Genomic DNA, 18,736 nt, shown 5'->3' with positions numbered 1-18,736 from the left:
ACTGCCATGGATGGATATCTTACTTAAGACAACAACCTGGGAGGCGATAAAAGCCAAATTGCTTCCACCCTGATTGGTGTCGGTTACACCATGCAATTATCCACCGTTATCTTAGCGGTAGGGTTTTCAGCTGTCGTCGGAATTATCTTTGGCTATATGCCTGCGAGAAGAGCCAGTAAATTAAACCCGATTGACGCTCTGAGAAGTCTTTAGTTAAAGATTAGAGTCTCGCCAAACACGCAAAGTCAGGCAGCGGAGACTTCCGCCCCCAGCTAATAAGGCCTCAGGATGGAAGGGGATCATTTCCACCCCTCTGCGGCTCAGCTCATTTTGAGTTCTAAAATTTAAGGCAATATCATAATGGATGAGAATATTGGCATCCACAGAAACAAAACTGCAGCCCCATAACTGCTGTTCCTGGTCGGAAATATCAATAAGTTCCATTTCCCGGCGAGCAAGATAATCCCGTATATTAATTTCCGTGCGCTGCTTTTCGGTAATCAGATATGTTTTCAAAAAAGCCGGCAAATAAGCTAAGGCCAGACTTTCACTGATTCTGCCAAAAATCATATCAGGGTGCATATACCGTCTTTCCTGGGGAATCTCCGCATAGATGATCTGCGGAAAAAGATGGAGTGCTTTATTAAAAAATTCTTCGAGTGTTTTTTGAGCATGCCGCTCGGTATCTGCTAAAAAAAGAATTTCAGGCGAAATTGCCAGACACCCTTCAAATTGATCCTCACCCTCAAAGGCATGAAAGATGGGAATGCCGAGATTCTCCAGAGCTTCTCCGACAACCGTTTCTTCGCCTGCGCGGCTACCGGGGCACATCTTGGAGAGGATAGCTCCTTGACTTGTAATCAGGCAAGTATCATTAAGATAGGGTAAATTTGGTAGAGAATCCATGAGCGTTCTATTCTTCTGTACATAATCCTGAAGGTTAAGTACCTCAATTCCTTGAGAGCGCAGAAGGTCGGCATACCGGTCATGTTCCAACTGATATTGAAAAATATCAGGTACAAAATTAAATAAGCATTCCTGATAATTTGCCGGATTGACTAAATTCAGAGACTGTTGGGGCTTATGAAGAATGACTTTACGTAAACGAGCTAATTTTTCCGTACCAAATACTTCAATATGTTTCAAACGGAATTCCCCCTTAAAAAGCAAAATTATATGGATGTAGTATTCACAATAATAGGTACTTTAGAAGTGTATTTTGAACAATAATAGACAAGTGGTGTTTAACATTATATGATAAAAAAGAAAAATAATTGTCGAAATAGAAAATAGGCCAATAAGAAAGTGAGATAAACAGATGGCAGTACAGGTTCTAACTGACAGTACAAGCTATATAAGTAAGGAAATCAAAGAAGAACTAAATATTAGAATGGTATCTTTGAGCCTTTCATTTGGGAGTGACAGTATACGAGAAGCAGATATCGATAACGATCTGTTTTATAAAAAAATGGCTTCTTATGGAATTCCGACATCTTCACAGCCTTCTATTGGCGAGTTATATAATGAAATGCTTGCGGTAATCGAGAAGGGAGATAGCCTCTGCTGTATTTTCTTATCTTCAGAAATGAGCGGGACCTTTTCGACAGGTCAATTAGTGAAAGAGATGGTATTAGAGAAGCATAAAAATGCCAGGATAGAGATCATTGATTCTAGGTCAAATTCTATGCAGTTAGGGTTAGCGGTCATTATGGCTGCAAGAGAAGCAAAAGCGGATAAAACGCTAGAGGAAGTTAAAGAAGCAGCGTTAGAAAATATTCAAAGAAGTAGGTTCTTATTTATTCCTGAAAATCTCAAATACCTGAAAAAAGGCGGCAGAATTGGCGGGGCCAGTGCTTTAATTGGTGATTTATTTGGGATTGTTCCGATTCTGACTGTGGAAAACGGCATAACAACCGTTGTGACAAAAGTAAGAACGAAGAAAAAGGCAGTATTATCGATGATTAATATCATGCTGGATAACATAAGCAAATATGGTTTAGGAGAGATCATTATTCATCATATCGATTGTCTGGACGAAGCAAAGGAACTTGCACAACTGATTTATGATAAGTTGAAAGTTAACATAGATATCATAGCTATCGGACCGGTCATTGGCCTGCATGTTGGTCCAGGTACCATTGGCATTGTTTATTACACGCAAAAAGCATTAAGGTAATAAAAATAGCTAACTAAAGCCAAAAGATTCTTGAAAGAGCATTATTTACTCTTTTCATGTTTGCCATCATGTACACCAATTTTATTGCCGTCAATAATTCCTACATCTGCGTTATCTTTTGGTTTCATTTTTCTTAATTCAGCATTGCTTTTTTCTCTGTCTTTGATTCTATTTTTATTATTATCCATAATAATCCCTTCCTTTCACTGAATGAAACTAAGTCAATTTAATATTCGTATAAAAGAAGTGAATTATTCAAAGGAAAATAACAAGGAAACTTGATAGGGCAGGGGCCTTATATTATTTTATTTTGATAAGCCAGGGAAATATTAATAATTTCATTTTTATATAGATTTGAAAGTAAAAAGACATATTGAAATTCAGATGAAAAGGAAGTATTATTAAAATAAGAACTTGTGAAATATATCACTTATTAAAAGAGGGGAAACTTAAAACATGAGATCTCTTAATCAAAATGTAATATCCTTTTTTATTAGTAGATATTTTATCTAATTGACCTATAACGATGAAATAATTAATCCTATCGACTGGCGTGTTCATATGAGGATTAAAATTACTCTATATTTAATCTAACGAAAATTATCAAACTATATCCTAAAGTTTAAGCGTTGCAATTAGACCAGAATCTGGCTACAAATCACAAAAGAACTAAAATTGCCTCGATATTGATTAACTCAAATAAGCGTACAAATATTCCAAGGTACAAATTACCTTACCCAATATATTTTAACGCCTTACAGGGCAAATATGAGGCTGCTATTCAGAAGCATTTTGGGGCAAAAAACAGTAAGAAAACAGAACAGCAATTAATAGGATAAAATTACAATAATAAAAAACTGATAAAGTAAAACAGGCCAGCAGATAAAGCAGAGATGAATATGAAAAATACAAAAGCTATGAAAAAGATATGCGGGCGACAATAATATAAGCTATATAATTTAGTAAGTCATAAAATAAACAGAAGCTGAGTGAAACAAGAATCCAAGCAAGAGCAAAGAATAATATTTATGACAAACAATAAATATAAAACACTGGAACAGTGCGATCGCTACTGATTTATTGCTGATTACAAACCTAAACACATAACCCCATCTTTGCATTACACTTTACTTTACATAATATTTATTATCGGACCCAAATAGTTTTAAATAACACCTTACACCATCAACAAACCTTTTTGGTGAATTATAAAAATCTCAAAATACAGGTAGCAATAATCTTAGGTTGGCTGTATACCGATCTATCTCCTATCTGTTTAGACGACTGTTAAATTCCCAAACTTTTAACCAAGAGTATGGATTGATCCATTTGCCATTCGGCAGTTCGATCCCGAAATGCAAATGATCAGGAGTTGTAATTGCATCACCTGTGTTCCCCATTGTTCCGATCAGTTCTCCTTTGGAAATACTGTTCCCGACAACCAATGCTTCATTGACCGTGTCCAGATGGGCATAGTAATAATAGTTTCCGTCCTGGCCTCTTACGCCGACCCTTTCTCCACCAAGCCTATTCCATCCAATTCTTTCCAGCGTGCCATTGCATACACTGAATATTAGCGTACCCTTTTGATTAAAAATATCTGTACCTTCATGCTTTCGCTGTCCCCCCTCCCTATCGGCACCATAGGTATCTGTATAATGCGAAGATTCCTGAAGCGGGAACTGATATTCTTCCGGGGTAAAGAATAGATACTGATCAAGTAAATGACGGCAGTATTTTACTTGTTTGAATTCTTCACTATTTAGTTTGGACCAGTCAAGGTTATTGAAGTTAATTCCATTATCCAGCTGCTGAACGAGGTGATTTGCTGTTGGACCGCAAACATGAATAACAGCCACATAGTCCTTCCATGAGTCCGGTTTTACTTTCTGAAAATGAATAACAACTTCCGAAGATATAAGTGAAAGATCGCTATAGGCGTCTGATTTTGATTCATCATGGATAACTACTTGCTTAACAATAATGGCGGTGATAGCAATCATCACAAAAATGATCAATATGATAGAATTAGGCCATATTGTCTTTCTGAATTGTTTAATGAGTTTCATATGACAATAACCTCCATAGTTGTATATATGGAGGTTATATTAAAATATAGACTAAAATATAGACAATATAGAGACATAATTAAGTTCGTAAGAATTGAAAGATCGTTATCGTTAATGATAAACTAAATTCTAAATTATGACCGAACCGGAATATAGATCACCTGTCCTGGTTCAATATACGTGCTGCGTAGGTTATTATAGCGCATGGTTTTATCCACCAGTGCACTGATATCGCTGCTGTAGTTGGATTCTGCAGCAAGTTCCCACAACGTATCTCCCTGTTGTATTGTGATCGCCTTATATGATGTAGGGTTGGAATTTTCAGCAGTTAGATAATTTACCACCAGAGACATTAAAAGTGCAGCAATAATTGTTAGGCACAGCCCCAATACAAATACAATTTTAGTTGAATTTCTTCTATAACGCATATAGGATCTGGATACCGCAATCATGATCATCAACCTCCATTAGATCAAACATATGTTCTATTTATATTTCGATTATAATACGAACAAATGTTCGTGTCAAGAAAAATCACGAACATTTGTTTGCTTTTTTCCAATTTTTATGTTACGATCTAGCTAGATCAAATATGGATTCAAAATAAATAATCAGGAGGGATGTCATGACTTCGGATCTGTCCTCGCGTCAGATGCAGATTTTGGATATTATCAAGAAGGAGATTGCCTTAAAAGGTTATCCCCCTTCGGTCCGTGAAATAGGCGAAGCTGTTGGGCTCTCATCAAGTTCGACTGTGCATAATCATCTGAACATCCTTGAAGAAAAAGGATATATCAGACGGGACCCTACGAAGCCCAGGGCCATCGAGGTCCTCGATTCCTTTAATGAATACAGTACCAGAAAGACCGTTCACGTTCCGGTAGTCGGACATGTTGCCGCCGGTGAACCGATCCTAGCCATAGAAAACATTGAGGATTCCTTCCCTGTTCCGTATGATATGGTAAAATCGGACACGGTCTTTATGCTCAAGGTTCAGGGCGAAAGCATGATCGATGCCGGTATTTTTGACGATGATTTAATTCTGGTCAGACAACAGCAGAATGCCAGCAACGGCGATATTGTTGTTGCTTTAGTCTCAGACGGCCCGGAAGACGGCGCCACAGTCAAGCGTTTCTACAAAGAAAAGAACCAGATCCGGCTCCAGCCGGAGAATCAGTATATGGAGCCGATTTATTCCGATCACGTAACCATTCTCGGCAAAGTGATCGGACTGTTCCGAGATATCCACTGATACATAATATGCGGGAGAAAGCGAGGGCGCAGCAGAAATATTATCTGCTGCGCCCTTTTTTGGCGGGTAAGACTTAAAGTATTACCTGTATATCATTTTATATGATTATCTTAATTTCGAAGAAATTCTTGTTTGAGGTCACCTGATTAAGGATAGACTCCCTTAACTCCCTTTAGAAGATGTGCTCAGGAAAGTCTTCTGTCGGCATAATCCCTGAATTTTTCGAATCCGAGTCTGATCAGTTCATCAAGAAGTAGGCTGTAACTTAAGCCGCTGGCTTCCCACAGTTTTGGGTACATCGAGATTTGCGTAAAGCCAGGCATCGTATTGATTTCATTAATAAAGATTTGCTCGTCTTCAGTAACGAAGAAATCAACTCTGCTTAGCCCCGAAGCGCCGACGGCCTCAAAGGCAGTCACTGCATGGGACTGAAGCTGTTCGATCAATTTCTGGCTCAATATGGCTGGAATGATCAGTACTGAGCTATTATCCAGGTATTTAGCCTCATAATCATAAAAATCTTTGGCCGGTTTGATTTCACCGGGAATGGAGGCTTTGGCACTTTCATTGCCAAGGACGCTCAGTTCAACTTCCCTTGCCTTCACACCTTTTTCAATCACAATTTTCCGGTCAAATTTTGCTGCGTAGATCAAAGCTTCCAGCAGTTGCTTATCATCTTCAGCTTTGGAAATTCCGACACTGGAACCAAGATTGGCTGGTTTGATAAAACAGGGGAAACCAATGCTGTCTGAGATGCGTTTCACCGCTGCTTCGGGTGCAGCATTGATTTCACTTCGAAGCAAGGTAAGGTGAGGCACAATCGGCAGCCCGGCTTCTTTGAAAACAGCCTTCATCCGGTCTTTATCCATTCCGAGAGAAGAACCCAGCACACCTGAACCTACATAGGGGAACCCCGCCATTTCGAAAAGTCCCTGAATCGTACCGTCTTCCCCTTTGGGGCCATGCATGACCGGAAAAATAATATCACATCTGCCCTGATCCGGCAGTTCGCTTCCGTCTATAGCCTGAAAGTAAGGTTTTTGCGGGTTTAAAACGACTGCAACCTGTTTGGCGCCGTCCGTGATATCGGCTTTGGCTTCCTTCCACGCTTCCGGCCTTGCCCCCCAATACCAGCTTCCTTCCTTGGTGATCCCGATGGTCTGAATCTCATACCGGTCAGCATGCAGCGCTTTGATGACTGAAGCTGCAGAAATGACCGAAACTTCATGTTCCCCCGATTGACCGCCAAAGATAACAAGCACTTTCGTTTTGTTGTTCATTTTGATTGTACTCCCTTCAAGTCATACCGTGTCTAAATTCCCGGTTATTTTTTACGATAGATTCCAGGTAAAATTACCCTTAATCATTCTTATTCATATGTTCCGTTCCTTACATCTTGTTAAGTAAAAATAGTACCTTGTCAATCTAAAATGATGGATCGACATGGCCCTACAGGATTTGAACACTGCTCAGCGGCCAGTAGCAGAACAGGGCTTTGCCTTCTATGCTCTGAATCGGGACACTGCCGAATGAACGGGAATCATTCTTACTCGCCCGATTGTCATTCAACGTAAAAACATGGTCTTCCGGCACAACAACCGTTGAAAATGTATATGTCTTTGGTGTATTGGCATAAGGTTCGTAAATTGGTTTGTTATTAACATACGTATAACCGTTTTTAATTTCTACTTTCTCACCTGGTAAGCCGATTACCCGTTTGATGCTCTCTACACCGTTATCTGAATAGAGAATGACATCTCCCCTGTCCAAAGCGTCAATGCTGCGGTAAAAATATTTTTCAACCAGCACCTGGCTGTCCAGCGAAAGTGTCGGCATCATTTCCGCTCCTTCAAGATGGGCAAACCCGATCAGATAAGTTTTTAGCAGCCAGGACAAGGCAAAAACGATCAGGATAATCTCAATGATTTCCTGAAGAAATTGGCTATACGGATTGTTCATCATATCGCGTCTTATTCTTACCATATTGACGATCCCTGCTTCCGGCGCATTATTGGCTTAGACCGTTATAACAGATGATTTTGTTCAAGCATTTGCGCAGCTGAAATATTAGCGTTCTTCACATAGATATGAGAAATCGCGCCCTGCATATAGACGGCATAAGGGGCTCTAATCGGACCATCGGCAGAAAATTCGCTCGTGGCTCCCTGAATGAAAGTTCCTCCGGCCATGATCACTTCGTCCGTATATCCTGGCATCTCCGAAGGCAGCGGCAGAACATGCGAATCGATCGGCGAACCTTTCTGGAGACCCTGGCAAAAGGCCAGCATCTTTTCTTTGGAATTCAATTTTACCGCCTGAATGATATCCGTCCGTAAATCCACCGGACCCGGATGGACTTCAAAACCCAGTCTGGACCAAAAGGCCGAGGAAAAAACGGCAGCTTTGATCGCTTCACTGACCGTCAGCGGGCTGAAGTACAGTCCCTGGTACATGAGCCGAAGATTATCGAGGGTTGCTCCCACATCGGCATTGATGCCGGGTGCGGTAAACCTGGCCGCGGCTTTCGTGACCAAATCTTCTCTGCCGGCAATGTAGCCGCCTGTCGGGGCCAGCGTGCCTCCGAGATTCTTGATTAGTGATCCTGCCAGCAGGTCTACGCCCACATGTCCGGGTTCCCGATCCTCAACAAGCTCGCCGTAGCAATTATCGACGAAGATATTAATCTCAGGAAAATGCGTTTTGGCATAGCCAACAAATTCACTGATCTGGGCAATGGAAACAGAGTTTCTCCATTCATAGCCTTTGGAACGCTGGAGGATAAACAGCTTCGTTTGCGGAGTCACCATCGCAGCCAGTTTTTCCATTTGAATCTGACTATCCGCATCCAAAGGCAGGATATCAAAGGACACGCCCCAGTCAGCCAGGCTACCGGAAATGTTGTTTTTAATTCCGATCACCTGCTGAAGCGTATCATATGGCATCCCGGTAACAGAAATAAAATGATCTCCAGGCCGGAGAACACCAAAGAGCGCTGATGCAATCGCATGGGTACCCGATACAAACTGGTGCCTGATGATGGCTTTTTCAGTACCCATGATGGATGCGGTCACCGTATCAAGTTTTTCTCTCCCGGAATCGCCGAGTCCGTAGCCGGTTGTTCCGTTCAGATTATAAGCTGAGACTCTGGCCTCTTGGAAAGCTTTGAGGACACGTTGATGGTTCTTCTCAATGATTGGATTTACGATACAGGTTTGTTTTGTCAAAACCTGTTCAGCATAGCACAGGGCGTCCGCAATTTTCGCAGATAAATTCAAATCGGACAAAAAACGATCCTCCATAAAGTAAAGTTCTTCTAAAATACTACATCGAATTGGCTTACTTTTCAATATACGAAAAAATATTACTTGACGATCAAGGCAGAGACACATAGGACTTCATATTCACTCTGCATTTGAGCTCCAGTATTTTTTCTTCGATGATTTTGGCCGTCTTAATATATTCCTGCTTATCTTTCCCCGTTGGGTCTTCAAGACCCCAATCTTCTCTGAATTTGCAAGGCACAAAAGGACAATTCACATTACACCCCATGGTAATCACGATATCGACCGGTGGGATATCCGAAATAAGTTTTGGTTTTTGCGATAAGCTCATGTCCATGTTGTAGTGTTCCTGAATTACAGTAACAGCCACGGGATTAATTCCATTTTTAATTTCTGTACCTGCTGAATAGGCTTCGAAGCTATCCGATGCAATTATCTTGGCGATGGCCTCTGCCATTTGTGAGCGGCAGGAGTTGTGAACACAGACAAAGGCTACTTTTATCTTTTCCGGCATTGGTTAAATCTCTCCTTTATGCCTACGTGGCCAACCCTGCTGGTCATAAAATTTGCGCTTTAAGGCAAGTGCTGAATTCACCAGGCCAATCATGACCGGCACCTCTACCAATGGCCCAATAACGGCTGTAAAAGCTACGTCGGAGGCAATGCCAAACACCGCTACAGCTACCGCAATCGCCAGTTCAAAGTTATTGCTTGCTGCTGTAAAAGCCAGTGTTACCGTCTGGTCATATTGAAAGCCGCCTTTGTAAGACATAAAGAAGCTGACAAAAAACATAATCGCAAAATAGATCAATAAGGGAATGGCTATTCTTACGACTCCCATTGGATTGGTGACAATCTCCTGCCCTTTGGTCATAAACATAATAACGATTGTATAGAGCAGGGCGATCAAAGCTAACGGTGAAATTTTAGGGATAAATACATTCTCGTACCATTCTCTTGTCTTAACTCGAATCAGTCTAAAACGGGTAATAAAACCCGCTGCAAAAGGAATCCCCAAATAAATCAGAACACTTTTGGCAACATCCCATATTGAAATATCCACGATTTGCCCACCCCAGGAAAGGCCAAGCCATTTCGGAATTAAAGTAACAAAAAGATAGATATAAACCGAATACAAGAGTATTTGGAATATGGAGTTCAGGGCCACGAGTGCTGCACAATACTCGTTATCACCCTTCGCGAGCGTATTCCAGACAATGACCATGGCAATACACCGGGCTAAACCGATGATGATCAAACCAATAGCATAACCTGGCATATCTCTCAAAAACACGATAGCCAGTACAAACATCAAAACCGGTCCGATAATCCAGTTCTGAAGCAGTGAAAAACTGAAGACCTTTTTATTTTGTACGACTTTGCCGATCTCTTCATATTTTACCTTGGCCAGTGGAGGATACATCATTACAATGAGTCCGATGGCAATCGGCCAGGAAATCGTACCCGTGCTGAACTCACCCAACGATACAGCAATGTTTGGGAACAGATAACCTCCGAAAACACCAATAGCCATCGCAATAAAGATCCAAAGCGTCAAAAATCGGTCTAAAAATGATAATCCTGATTGATTTTCATTTTCCATTTTATTCCTCCAGATTTATGTGGTTATAGGCATATTGTAGCTTATTCTCATTGATATGTAAAAGGGCAAACGCCCCCCGATCAAGAAAGATCCACTTCTTTGATACACATTAAATCTTCCCTGGACAGATTCGCCTGCCTGTAGAGTCTGACGGCCTGCTTGCGAACCGCTTTTTCCACGAAATTGCGCACCATCCGGGCATTACCGGAATAAGGCTGCATGTCATTCATATCCTGCAGGTTTCTTCGGAACACAATTTTTGCCTGCGGAGAAAATGTATATTGCCTGTCTGTCAGCATCTGCTCACCAATAGACATCAGTTCATCCAGAGAGTAGTCGGGGAAATCGATATGGAGCGGAAAGCGCGACCGCAAACCAGGGTTTGTCTTTATGAATGCATCCATTTCAACCTTATATCCGGCAAGGATAAGGATGAGGTTATCCTTATGGTCTTCCATCGCTTTGACTAAGGCATCAATTGCTTCCTTGCCAAAATCCTTTTCCCCACCCCTTGCCAAGGAATAGGCTTCATCAATAAACAGGATCCCGCCGAGCGCCTTTTTAACCAATTCTCTGGTCTTATTGGCTGTATGTCCGACATACTCTCCGACAAGATCTGCTCTTTCACATTCGATAATATGTCCTTTCGGTAAGACGCCCATTTCCTTAAACAATCTTCCGATCAGCCTTGCGACTGTAGTTTTTCCTGTACCCGGATTGCCGCTGAAAACCGTATGTAAGACTAAAGGCTCCGTATTCAGTTTCTCTTTTTCCCGTCGTTTACAGATTTCTACAAAAGCATACAACTCATGAATCAGTTTTTTTACTGACTCTAAGCCAATTAAACTATCGAGTTCCGTGATGATTTCTTCAGTCTTTTTGTTACTGCTGCCGGCATAGTCCGGCAACTCAGGTTCTGATGTCATTGGCTGGGTTTGGAGCACCGGCGGAAGATTTGATCTGAAGGTTATCTTAATGGACACAAAAGAAGCACCCCCTATAAGAACGTCATTATATATATATAGCGCAGCGCAAAAAAGGTGAATCATTAATCTGGAAAAAATATAAATAATAAAAAAAAATAAACATCGTGCTATGTCGGGTACACAACACGATGTTCACTTCATTTCATTTTATTTCATTTTATTTCTGTTCTAGGCCTCAGTGATATCGATCCGCTATATCTATCAGCTATATGTCCCAGCCCAAAGATGGCCCCATCAGGAAATTACTCAGTCATTTCCCCGACTAAGGCATTTAAATTGACTTGTCTCATTGGCATTATGGTAGAAATGGCATGTTTATATACCATTTGTTGTTTGCCTTCGTAGTCCAGAACAACCGTAAAATTATCAAAACCTTTGACTAATCCTTTAAGCTGGAATCCATTGACCAAATAGATCGTAACAGGTATGTTATCTTTGCGGATTTGGTTCAAGAAAACATCCTGCAAGTTAATCGGTGATTTATTCATTTTATTTTTTACCTCCATCACCATTTTTCTTATTGTCTAATTTTACCTTAGTTTCCATCACTGTGCAAGTCAAGAGAATCGCAAATTTCGTCAAGAATTTGTTTAGCCGAACATTCTGTGACGTCATACCATTTGATTCGAGGATCCCTCCTAAACCAGGTTAATTGTCTTTTGGCAAAGTGTCTGGTATCTCTCTGAAGCAGACGCAGCATTTCTTTTTGGGTGACCAAACCTCTCAAAAAATAAACAACATGACGGTAGCCGATGGTTTGAAGGGATTTTAGCCTTGGTGAATAGCCCTCCTGGAGTAAACGTAAAGTTTCTCCGATTATACCACAATCTACCATTTTATGGCAACGCTCATTGATTTGTTCATAAATCACGTCTCTTGGAGCCGTCAGCCCTAAATAAATGACTGATTCATCCAATTCAGCGTACATTTTTTCCATGTATGACCTTTGTTCAGATAATGGTTTGCCGGTTAATTCAAAGATCTCCAGGGCCCTGACAATTCTTGCAGTATCGTTCACATGAAGTTTTTCGGCAGAAGCCCGATCACATTCCGCGAGTCTTTGATGCAGCTCCTTATTGCCATGCTGATTGGCATAAGCCAGCCACTTTTGCTTGATTGGGTCCGATCCTTCTTCCGGAAATTCAAATTCATCCAAAATTGAACGAATGTAAAGTCCCGTTCCGCCAACGACAATCGGGATTTTCCCTTTGGCTTGAATATTCTCAATCCATTTTCTGGCCTGAGACTGAAATCCTGCCACTGTAAACGGTTCAGCCGGATCAAGCAGATCGATCAGATGATGCGGCACACCCTTCTGTTCAGCCTTCGATGGTTTTGCTGATCCGATATCAAGCTTCCGGTAAACCTGAACGGAATCCCCGGAAATGATTTCTCCGTTCAGCCTGAGTGCCAGTTCGACGCCAAGAGCACTCTTGCCGACTGCTGTCGGTCCGATAATAACGATCAGGGGCTTCATCGGAAACCCTCCCCCACCCTGGCTAAATCAATGATACCAAAATCCACAGGGCTGTATTTATTCTTCTCTTCAACATAAAAACCAAGCCGGGAAAATTCGCTGCTGCCTTTTCGTTCTTTCAGTACAACTCTTTTCCTGGCCACGCGGCATGCTTCCCGGATTGTGCCTTTGTCCAAAGGATTCGGGTCGGACCATTTCTTCAACGGCCGGATCGAGGAAGATTCTTTAACCGTAATACGGAACATTGGGTCAAAATAGACGACATCCACAGATGCATCCGGCTGCCCTTCCAATATCCTGGTATGATCTGCCCAGATCGTTTCAATGCGGGAAGCGGCCCGGCTCAATTCTGTCCAGGCTTGAGTTTTTTCCTGAGATATTTTCTTGGCAGGTTTAAACTGGTTGACCTGATCCAGACCATCCTGAACCAGAAAGTGGATCAGCGGCGAGCTTTCCACAGCAATCACTCTGCCTTTGCCACCTGCCGCGTACGCAGCAATCAGTGTATCCGACGCAAGACCCATAGTCGCATCAAGAAAAATATCCCCAGCCTCAAGATTCACTGCCTGAAGAAAACGGTCCGGCACGCCGCGTAAGATATTGATCATCCTTAACAATGCCATACTTGGATGGAAAAAGAGTCTTTCTCCATCATCTTCAAGACAGAGCTTCTGTTTAACGTAACGAAGTATCGGGAGACCATCAGCTTCTGATAAGGCATCCATCGGAACAATTTTTATCCCGGATTGCATACTGAGCTTTTCAAGCCGCAGTTTAAGTTTTTCATCTGACCGTTTATAGGCAATCACATTATCCGTTTGATCCATTCTACTATCCTATCAATCTATTTTTCTGTCTGCGCTCATTGATCTTATTTATTTGATCACCTTTAATTGATCATTATTTCGAAATTAAATTCTTTTTATTCCCTCTCAAACTTATGATTGAGTTCTTTCTCAGATATCTGAATGACCGTAGGGCGGCCATGGGGACAGGAGTAAGGATTATCTGCTCTGCCTAATTTTTGGATGATCTCATCCATTTCCTGAACCATTAAGCGCTCCTTGCCTTTGACAGCCGACCTGCAGGCCAGCATCATGATCCACTCTTCCAGAAGTTTCTCCAAGGATGGAGAAAAAGATGTGTTCAGGATTTCATCGATAAAGGCCTTGAACATCTTCCCCGGTGATTCCAGGTTATCCAGCAGCGGAATCCCTCGCAGAAAGTACGTCCTGTCTCCGAAGTGTTCAAAAATGAAGCCCATTCCATGCAGTTCGTCAAAATGCGCAAGCAGGATCTGCTCCTCTTGAACCGTAAGCTCCACCGTTTCCGGAATTAAAAGGAGCTGGCTTGCTGTCTCACGTTGTTTGGCGAGTCGGAGCAGGCTTTCGTATCTGATCCGTTCATGGGCTGCATGCTGGTCTATAATATACAGATTCTTGTCGTCTGCAGCAAGAATATACAGATGAAAGACTTGTCCAACAGCTTTCAGTTCCAGGAATTTCGAGACGGTTTCCTTATCCTGCTGCGAGGTGTGAGATACTTCAGTCATTTCGTCCGGGAATATCTTCGAAATATTGTCGGTGATGCGCCCACGATTGCGGTCTGGGGAAATCTCTGGATTATGATCAGAAATCATGTCGGGAGTGCGCTCTGGAACCCGATCAGGTATACTTTCTGGCATACCCCCGGATAATCTGTCAGAAATGTATTCTGTCTGGTCTAACTGCGGTTCAGACAGTTGTTCTTTAAGGTATGGGTAATGATGTTCTTTTATCTTCTCTACATCTCTGAAAGACTGAGTTTTGGGGATAATTGGTGTATCAGGATCGTACGCCGGAGAGCTTTGATCTGGCCTATTCGGTTCCAGCGGCCGGTATAATATTTTGAGTTGTTCCCAGTGAGACGGACTGGATTCAGACGGAGCGGATTCTGAGGTCCTTGTTTTTCCCGTAAAGGAATATTTCCGCATTGGAAAACTGTCCAGAAGGTTTTTCCGGATAACCTCCGCAATCTTTCTGCTCAATTCTTTTTCTTCTTTAAATTTGATTTCCAGTTTGGCGGGATGGACATTCACGTCATAATCCGAAGGAGGCAGGTTCAGCGAAATAACGCATACCGGATAGGTATTGGCGGGAATCAGCGTATGATAACCGTCTTTAATGGCCTGATTCATTAACTGGGAACGGATCACCCTGCCGTTAACAAAAAAGGTAAGACCGCTGCGTGACGACCTGACATGCTCCGGCATGCTGACATAACCGAAAATCTCAAGGCTTTCATCCTGGTAGGATATCGGCAGCATTTTACGGGCAGCATCATTGCCACTGACGGCTGCTATGGCCTCGAGAAGACTGCCGTTTCCAGGCGTATGCAGTAAGATATTATTCGGGTGACGCAGGGAAAAAGCAACATCAGGTCTGGCTAGGGAAAGTCTGCCGACCATGTCAGAAATCCAGCCAAACTCCGTAACGGCTGAACGCAGGAACTTGTGTCTGGCCGGTGTATTATAAAACAAGTCTTTGACAGTTACGACTGTACCCGGCGGGCATCCGGTTTCCGTCATGGAAAGGAACGTGCCGCCCTCAACTTTTAATTCCTGTCCTGCAACATCATCCGGTGTCCGCGTCATAATACTCAATTTGGATACCGAAGCGATGCTCGGCAGCGCTTCTCCGCGAAATCCCAATGTTCTGAGGTCATCGAGATCTGCAATTGCCGATATTTTACTGGTAGCATGCGGAAGAACTGCCAGACGCAAATCTTCGGCCAGAATTCCGGCGCCGTCGTCTTTCACTCTGATTAGCGCTGTACCTCCGCCCTCTATACTGATATCTATTTTTCGGGCACCGGCATCCAGTGCGTTTTCAACCAGTTCTTTGACTACGGAAAGAGGCCTTTCCACAACTTCGCCGGCTGCAATTTGATTAATGCAATGCTCATCAAGGAGCTTAATTCTAGCCACCAAATGGATTCACCTCCCTGCCGTCCGTCCATAAATGGACTTGATCTCTCAACTGATTTTGCAGTAGAACGGTTTTTTCCAATTTTTGAAAAGTCTCTGCCAGATCGTATCCGGCCTGTTCGCAATTGGGACATGCTTCAAACGGAATTCTGACAAGCACCGCTTTTTGAAAAGCCGACGGTTTTCGGGATATCATCAGCACCGTCCCCCCGCAATGACTGCATTTGCGGATGTATTCCCTGCGGTTTTCTTTAAATCCATCCGTATCATAATAAATACTTTTTTCGGAATATGCCCAGTCACCTGCCGGCAGAAACTGTTCTTTACGAAAAACCCAGGAAGGCCGGACAGCTTCATTCGTTCTTTTCAGATCGGTCAGAAAAGAACGAATCGTATCTCCGCCAATTTCAGTATGCTTAGGCTTCTGCGACTCCACCACCCCGGAATAATCTTCTCCGGCCAGCGCCAAGAAAATAGCCATATTAATATAGGGCAGTGCGCCTTCAATCGCGTATCCGCCTTCCAGTACTGCAAGATCGGGCTTGATCATTTCAGTGATTTTGCCATAACCTCTAGCCGTCACATTCATTGAAGCCAACGGATCCGTGAAATGGTTGTCCTGTCCGGCGGAATTGATGATCAGATCCGGTTTAAATGCTTCCACTGCAGGCATAATCCAGTTTTCCAGCGCATAGAGGAAACCTTCATCACCAACTCCCGGCAGAAGCGGGATATTCAGCACCGATCCCCAGGCATTCGGCCCACCTTTCTCTTCCGTAAATCCGGTTCCGGGAAATATGGTTCTGCCGTCCTGATGGATCGATATATATAAGACATTCGGATCATGATAAAAAATATCCTGCGTCCCATCACCGTGATGAACATCCGTATCTATGACAGCAATTTTTTTGATGCCGTATTTGGTCCGAAGAACATTAATTAAAATTGCTTCATTATTTAGGGTACAGAATCCTCTGTTTCCCCAGACTGTAGCTCCGGAATGATGGCCAGGCGGACGCACCAGCGCAAAGCCGTTCGTAATTTCCTTTTTCATCAGCGCATTGCCAAGTACGAGCGAACTTCCAACCGCAATCAGATGGGCATCGAGATTATGCTGCTGGAGATCCGGAAAAATCGCCTGGGTTCGTAAAACATCAAAGAGATCCGCCACCCCGGGAGAGTATTGCCTGACCTGGGGAAGATCCATGATCCCTTCTTCAAAGATCTGTTCCTGGGTGTAAAGCAAGCGTTCTTCCCGTTCCGGATGGAATTCCCCAAGAGACCAGTCAAAAGCCGGAAAGAAGATAATTCCTGTCTTGTTCATGACCGTATCCTCCCAATGACTCCCGGCGGAACATGCATCGCACCTTTGACAATCTGGCCGACCGTATGATAATTCTCAACCAGCGGAAAATAATCAAAGATCTCTTTCTCCAGGTCGTCTGTTTCTATTCCAAGGCCGACTGCCTGTTTTTGCGCTAATTCTTTTAAAAAATTTTCTACTTCCCGATGGGGTTTTTTTGGTCCGCTCCAAATACCTTGCTCCCCGGTTTCCTCTATCCTGTAAATGGAGAACTTCGTATCCAGGTGGAGCGTCCAGGAAAAGGTTGGTTTAGCCATCGCTGCTCCGATCGCATTCGAGACTTCCGAGAATTCAGTCAGAACCGTCCTCATCTTCATCCTGTTCTCCAGTGCTGCCTCAAGCCCCGGTGCTCCTCCTCCGCTGAGTTGGATATAGAATTTAAAATCATCATGATGATGGAGGACTTCCCAGACCTTATAGGCCGGCTCGGTTTTCCATTTCTCTAGCAGCTGCTCAATGGCCAGGGCAATTTTTTCAATCATTTTGTCAACGATGATTTCTGCTGTCCGGCGCAGATCAGATGCTGTTCTTTGGTTCTCGGGCAGGAGCATGCCAAGCGCTTCTTCAGCCCGCTGCAGATCACCGTAATCCGTCAGATTCAGGTAGCGCAGCGCATCCGTAGGTGTCGGGCTGATTCCTCCTATGCAGTAGGCAGGACCTAAGCGGTACTCGGCCAGCATAACCTCTCCCTGATCCAGACAGACAGCTGAATCCCCTCCAATAGAGACTGAACGTACAGCCAGCGAGCGGACATTCGTCAGGAAGGGTCCGATCTGCGCACCGTGGGTGCTGATTAACGGAGATCCGGATAATACCAGCCCTATATCGGTCGTGGTTCCGCCGATATCGACAACGACATAGGATTCCTCCGGATTGCTCTGGGCGAGCGTTCCAAGTACACTTGCCGCCGGTCCGGAGTAAATCGACTCAACCGGTCTGATCTTTGCCAGCGGCAAGACCCCGCCATCCGCCTTTAGCACCCGGATCGGTGCCCGGCATCCCCTTGCCTCGACCGCCATCTTCAACTGATAAGCAAAATTCTGAAACAATTCTGTTGCGGCCAGGTTCAGATAAGTCGTCAGACTTCTGCGGTAGAAATTGGCCTGTCCGGACTGACTTCCCAGAGCCGTTGTAATTCCGGGCACCTCTCGATGCAAATAGGCCGCCAGCTGCTCCTCAAAGACATTGTTGCGATGGGAGAATTTGCTGACAATGGCCGTAAGCGGCTTAACGGATTGTTGATTCAATTTTTCAGCAAGCGTCTGCCACTCTGATTGATCCGCTGGCACAACGACCCTTCCGCGATAATCCAAAACACCGGTCAAAACACTGTAATCCACAGGCCAAGGCAATGAGGAAAGCTTCATGCCGGTCCCCGGGAAAAGGATCAGTTCGACCTCAGGCAGGTGTTTTTGCATAATCGCGTTCGTGACAAGCGTCGTACTGACGGTGATGGTTTCGATGTTTTTAGCCTTGGAAATTTGGAGATAATCCAGGGCGCTGATGATTGTATTCAGAATGTCATCCTGATTGGTCGGAATTTTACCCTTGCGCTCGATCACGC

At 43.5% G+C, this 18,736-nt stretch carries 18 protein-coding genes; 2 read left to right on the top strand and 16 right to left on the bottom strand.

What is annotated here, in order from left to right; all coding sequences use genetic code 11:
• Window positions 1–213 precede the first annotated feature (213 nt).
• Entirely contained in the window at window positions 214–1,146 is a 933-nt protein-coding gene (locus NC238_01550) for an arginine deiminase family protein (GenBank protein MCM1564640.1), read from the bottom strand.
• Between the two features lie 172 nt (window positions 1,147–1,318).
• Here NC238_01550 and NC238_01545 point away from each other — a divergent pair, with 172 nt between their 5' ends.
• Window positions 1,319–2,176: a DegV family protein gene (locus tag NC238_01545; GenBank protein ID MCM1564639.1), complete on the top strand. Its 858-nt coding sequence runs from the start codon at window positions 1,319–1,321 to the stop codon at window positions 2,174–2,176.
• Window positions 2,177–2,217: 41 nt separating this feature from the next.
• Here NC238_01545 and NC238_01540 read toward each other — a convergent pair whose 3' ends face one another.
• The 3 genes from NC238_01540 to NC238_01530 all read right to left on the bottom strand — a co-directional run bounded on the left by NC238_01540 (window position 2,218) and on the right by NC238_01530 (window position 4,697).
• On the bottom strand, window positions 2,218–2,364 hold the full coding sequence (locus NC238_01540; protein ID MCM1564638.1) for a hypothetical protein: 147 nt from the start codon (window positions 2,362–2,364) through the stop codon (window positions 2,218–2,220).
• A gap of 1,080 nt (window positions 2,365–3,444) precedes the next feature.
• On the bottom strand, window positions 3,445–4,245 hold the full coding sequence (locus tag NC238_01535) for a M23 family metallopeptidase (protein ID MCM1564637.1): 801 nt from the start codon (window positions 4,243–4,245) through the stop codon (window positions 3,445–3,447).
• 134 nt (window positions 4,246–4,379) lie between these two features.
• Window positions 4,380–4,697, bottom strand: a complete 318-nt coding sequence (locus NC238_01530; GenBank protein MCM1564636.1) for a LysM peptidoglycan-binding domain-containing protein — start codon at window positions 4,695–4,697, stop codon at window positions 4,380–4,382.
• Between the two features lie 173 nt (window positions 4,698–4,870).
• Between NC238_01530 and lexA the strand changes: the two genes are divergently transcribed.
• Window positions 4,871–5,497, top strand: a complete 627-nt coding sequence (gene lexA / locus NC238_01525; protein MCM1564635.1) for a transcriptional repressor LexA — start codon at window positions 4,871–4,873, stop codon at window positions 5,495–5,497.
• A 185-nt stretch (window positions 5,498–5,682) separates the two neighbouring features.
• On the opposite strand, the gene NC238_01520 is transcribed toward lexA, so the two are convergent.
• The 12 genes from NC238_01520 to NC238_01465 all read right to left on the bottom strand — a co-directional run.
• Window positions 5,683–6,777, bottom strand: a complete 1,095-nt coding sequence (locus tag NC238_01520; GenBank protein ID MCM1564634.1) for a D-alanine--D-alanine ligase — start codon at window positions 6,775–6,777, stop codon at window positions 5,683–5,685.
• Between the two features lie 169 nt (window positions 6,778–6,946).
• Entirely contained in the window at window positions 6,947–7,480 is a 534-nt protein-coding gene (gene lepB, locus NC238_01515; GenBank protein ID MCM1564633.1) for a signal peptidase I, read from the bottom strand.
• A 41-nt stretch (window positions 7,481–7,521) separates the two neighbouring features.
• Window positions 7,522–8,796 carry a methionine gamma-lyase family protein gene (locus NC238_01510; GenBank protein MCM1564632.1) on the bottom strand — a complete coding sequence of 425 codons (1,275 nt, stop codon included), beginning with the start codon at window positions 8,794–8,796 and terminating at the stop codon, window positions 7,522–7,524.
• Between the two features lie 73 nt (window positions 8,797–8,869).
• A complete protein-coding gene (locus tag NC238_01505; protein ID MCM1564631.1) occupies window positions 8,870–9,292 on the bottom strand; it encodes an arsenate reductase ArsC in 423 nt (140 codons plus the stop codon).
• 3 nt (window positions 9,293–9,295) lie between these two features.
• Window positions 9,296–10,381: an ACR3 family arsenite efflux transporter gene (gene arsB / locus NC238_01500; protein ID MCM1564630.1), complete on the bottom strand. Its 1,086-nt coding sequence runs from the start codon at window positions 10,379–10,381 to the stop codon at window positions 9,296–9,298.
• An 80-nt stretch (window positions 10,382–10,461) separates the two neighbouring features.
• Window positions 10,462–11,364, bottom strand: coding sequence for an AAA family ATPase (locus NC238_01495; protein MCM1564629.1), 903 nt, complete (start codon window positions 11,362–11,364; stop codon window positions 10,462–10,464).
• Between the two features lie 245 nt (window positions 11,365–11,609).
• Window positions 11,610–11,855 carry an RNA chaperone Hfq gene (gene hfq / locus NC238_01490; GenBank protein ID MCM1564628.1) on the bottom strand — a complete coding sequence of 82 codons (246 nt, stop codon included), beginning with the start codon at window positions 11,853–11,855 and terminating at the stop codon, window positions 11,610–11,612.
• A gap of 47 nt (window positions 11,856–11,902) precedes the next feature.
• Window positions 11,903–12,844, bottom strand: a complete 942-nt coding sequence (gene miaA / locus NC238_01485; GenBank protein ID MCM1564627.1) for a tRNA (adenosine(37)-N6)-dimethylallyltransferase MiaA — start codon at window positions 12,842–12,844, stop codon at window positions 11,903–11,905.
• The gene (locus NC238_01480; GenBank protein ID MCM1564626.1) at window positions 12,841–13,671 is read right to left on the bottom strand and encodes a class I SAM-dependent methyltransferase; all 831 of its coding nucleotides are present in this window, start codon (window positions 13,669–13,671) and stop codon (window positions 12,841–12,843) included. The genes miaA and NC238_01480 overlap by 4 nt, the downstream gene beginning before the upstream one ends.
• A 95-nt stretch (window positions 13,672–13,766) precedes the next feature.
• Window positions 13,767–15,809 carry a DNA mismatch repair endonuclease MutL gene (gene mutL, locus NC238_01475; protein MCM1564625.1) on the bottom strand — a complete coding sequence of 681 codons (2,043 nt, stop codon included), beginning with the start codon at window positions 15,807–15,809 and terminating at the stop codon, window positions 13,767–13,769.
• Complete coding sequence (locus NC238_01470; GenBank protein MCM1564624.1) at window positions 15,802–17,133, bottom strand: histone deacetylase; 1,332 nt, start codon at window positions 17,131–17,133, stop codon at window positions 15,802–15,804. The genes mutL and NC238_01470 overlap by 8 nt, the downstream gene beginning before the upstream one ends.
• On the bottom strand, window positions 17,130–18,736 hold a 1,607-nt coding region (locus NC238_01465), incomplete at its 5' end, for a hydantoinase/oxoprolinase family protein (GenBank protein MCM1564623.1). The genes NC238_01470 and NC238_01465, both read right to left, overlap by 4 nt.

Source organism: Dehalobacter sp. (assembly GCA_023667845.1).
In the GTDB taxonomy this organism is placed as follows: Bacteria; Bacillota; Desulfitobacteriia; order Desulfitobacteriales; family Syntrophobotulaceae; genus Dehalobacter.
The sequence above is the reverse complement of the archived record's forward strand: the minus strand, read 5'-3'. Positions and strand labels throughout refer to the sequence as shown.

Bases quoted from the DNA above. Each gene is read 5' to 3' on its own strand.
- NC238_01545 (MCM1564639.1), top strand. From the start codon at position 1,319: ATGGCAGTACAGGTTCTAACTGACAGTACAAGCTATATAAGTAAGGAA.
- NC238_01540 (MCM1564638.1), bottom strand. From the start codon at position 2,364: ATGGATAATAATAAAAATAGAATCAAAGACAGAGAAAAAAGCAATGCT.
- NC238_01535 (MCM1564637.1), bottom strand. From the start codon at position 4,245: ATGAAACTCATTAAACAATTCAGAAAGACAATATGGCCTAATTCTATC.
- NC238_01530 (MCM1564636.1), bottom strand. From the start codon at position 4,697: ATGATTGCGGTATCCAGATCCTATATGCGTTATAGAAGAAATTCAACT.
- lexA (MCM1564635.1), top strand. From the start codon at position 4,871: ATGACTTCGGATCTGTCCTCGCGTCAGATGCAGATTTTGGATATTATC.
- NC238_01520 (MCM1564634.1), bottom strand. From the start codon at position 6,777: ATGAACAACAAAACGAAAGTGCTTGTTATCTTTGGCGGTCAATCGGGG.
- lepB (MCM1564633.1), bottom strand. From the start codon at position 7,480: ATGGTAAGAATAAGACGCGATATGATGAACAATCCGTATAGCCAATTT.
- NC238_01510 (MCM1564632.1), bottom strand. From the start codon at position 8,796: ATGGAGGATCGTTTTTTGTCCGATTTGAATTTATCTGCGAAAATTGCG.
- NC238_01505 (MCM1564631.1), bottom strand. From the start codon at position 9,292: ATGCCGGAAAAGATAAAAGTAGCCTTTGTCTGTGTTCACAACTCCTGC.
- arsB (MCM1564630.1), bottom strand. From the start codon at position 10,381: ATGGAAAATGAAAATCAATCAGGATTATCATTTTTAGACCGATTTTTG.
- hfq (MCM1564628.1), bottom strand. From the start codon at position 11,855: ATGAATAAATCACCGATTAACTTGCAGGATGTTTTCTTGAACCAAATC.
- miaA (MCM1564627.1), bottom strand. From the start codon at position 12,844: ATGAAGCCCCTGATCGTTATTATCGGACCGACAGCAGTCGGCAAGAGT.
- NC238_01480 (MCM1564626.1), bottom strand. From the start codon at position 13,671: ATGGATCAAACGGATAATGTGATTGCCTATAAACGGTCAGATGAAAAA.
- NC238_01470 (MCM1564624.1), bottom strand. From the start codon at position 17,133: ATGAACAAGACAGGAATTATCTTCTTTCCGGCTTTTGACTGGTCTCTT.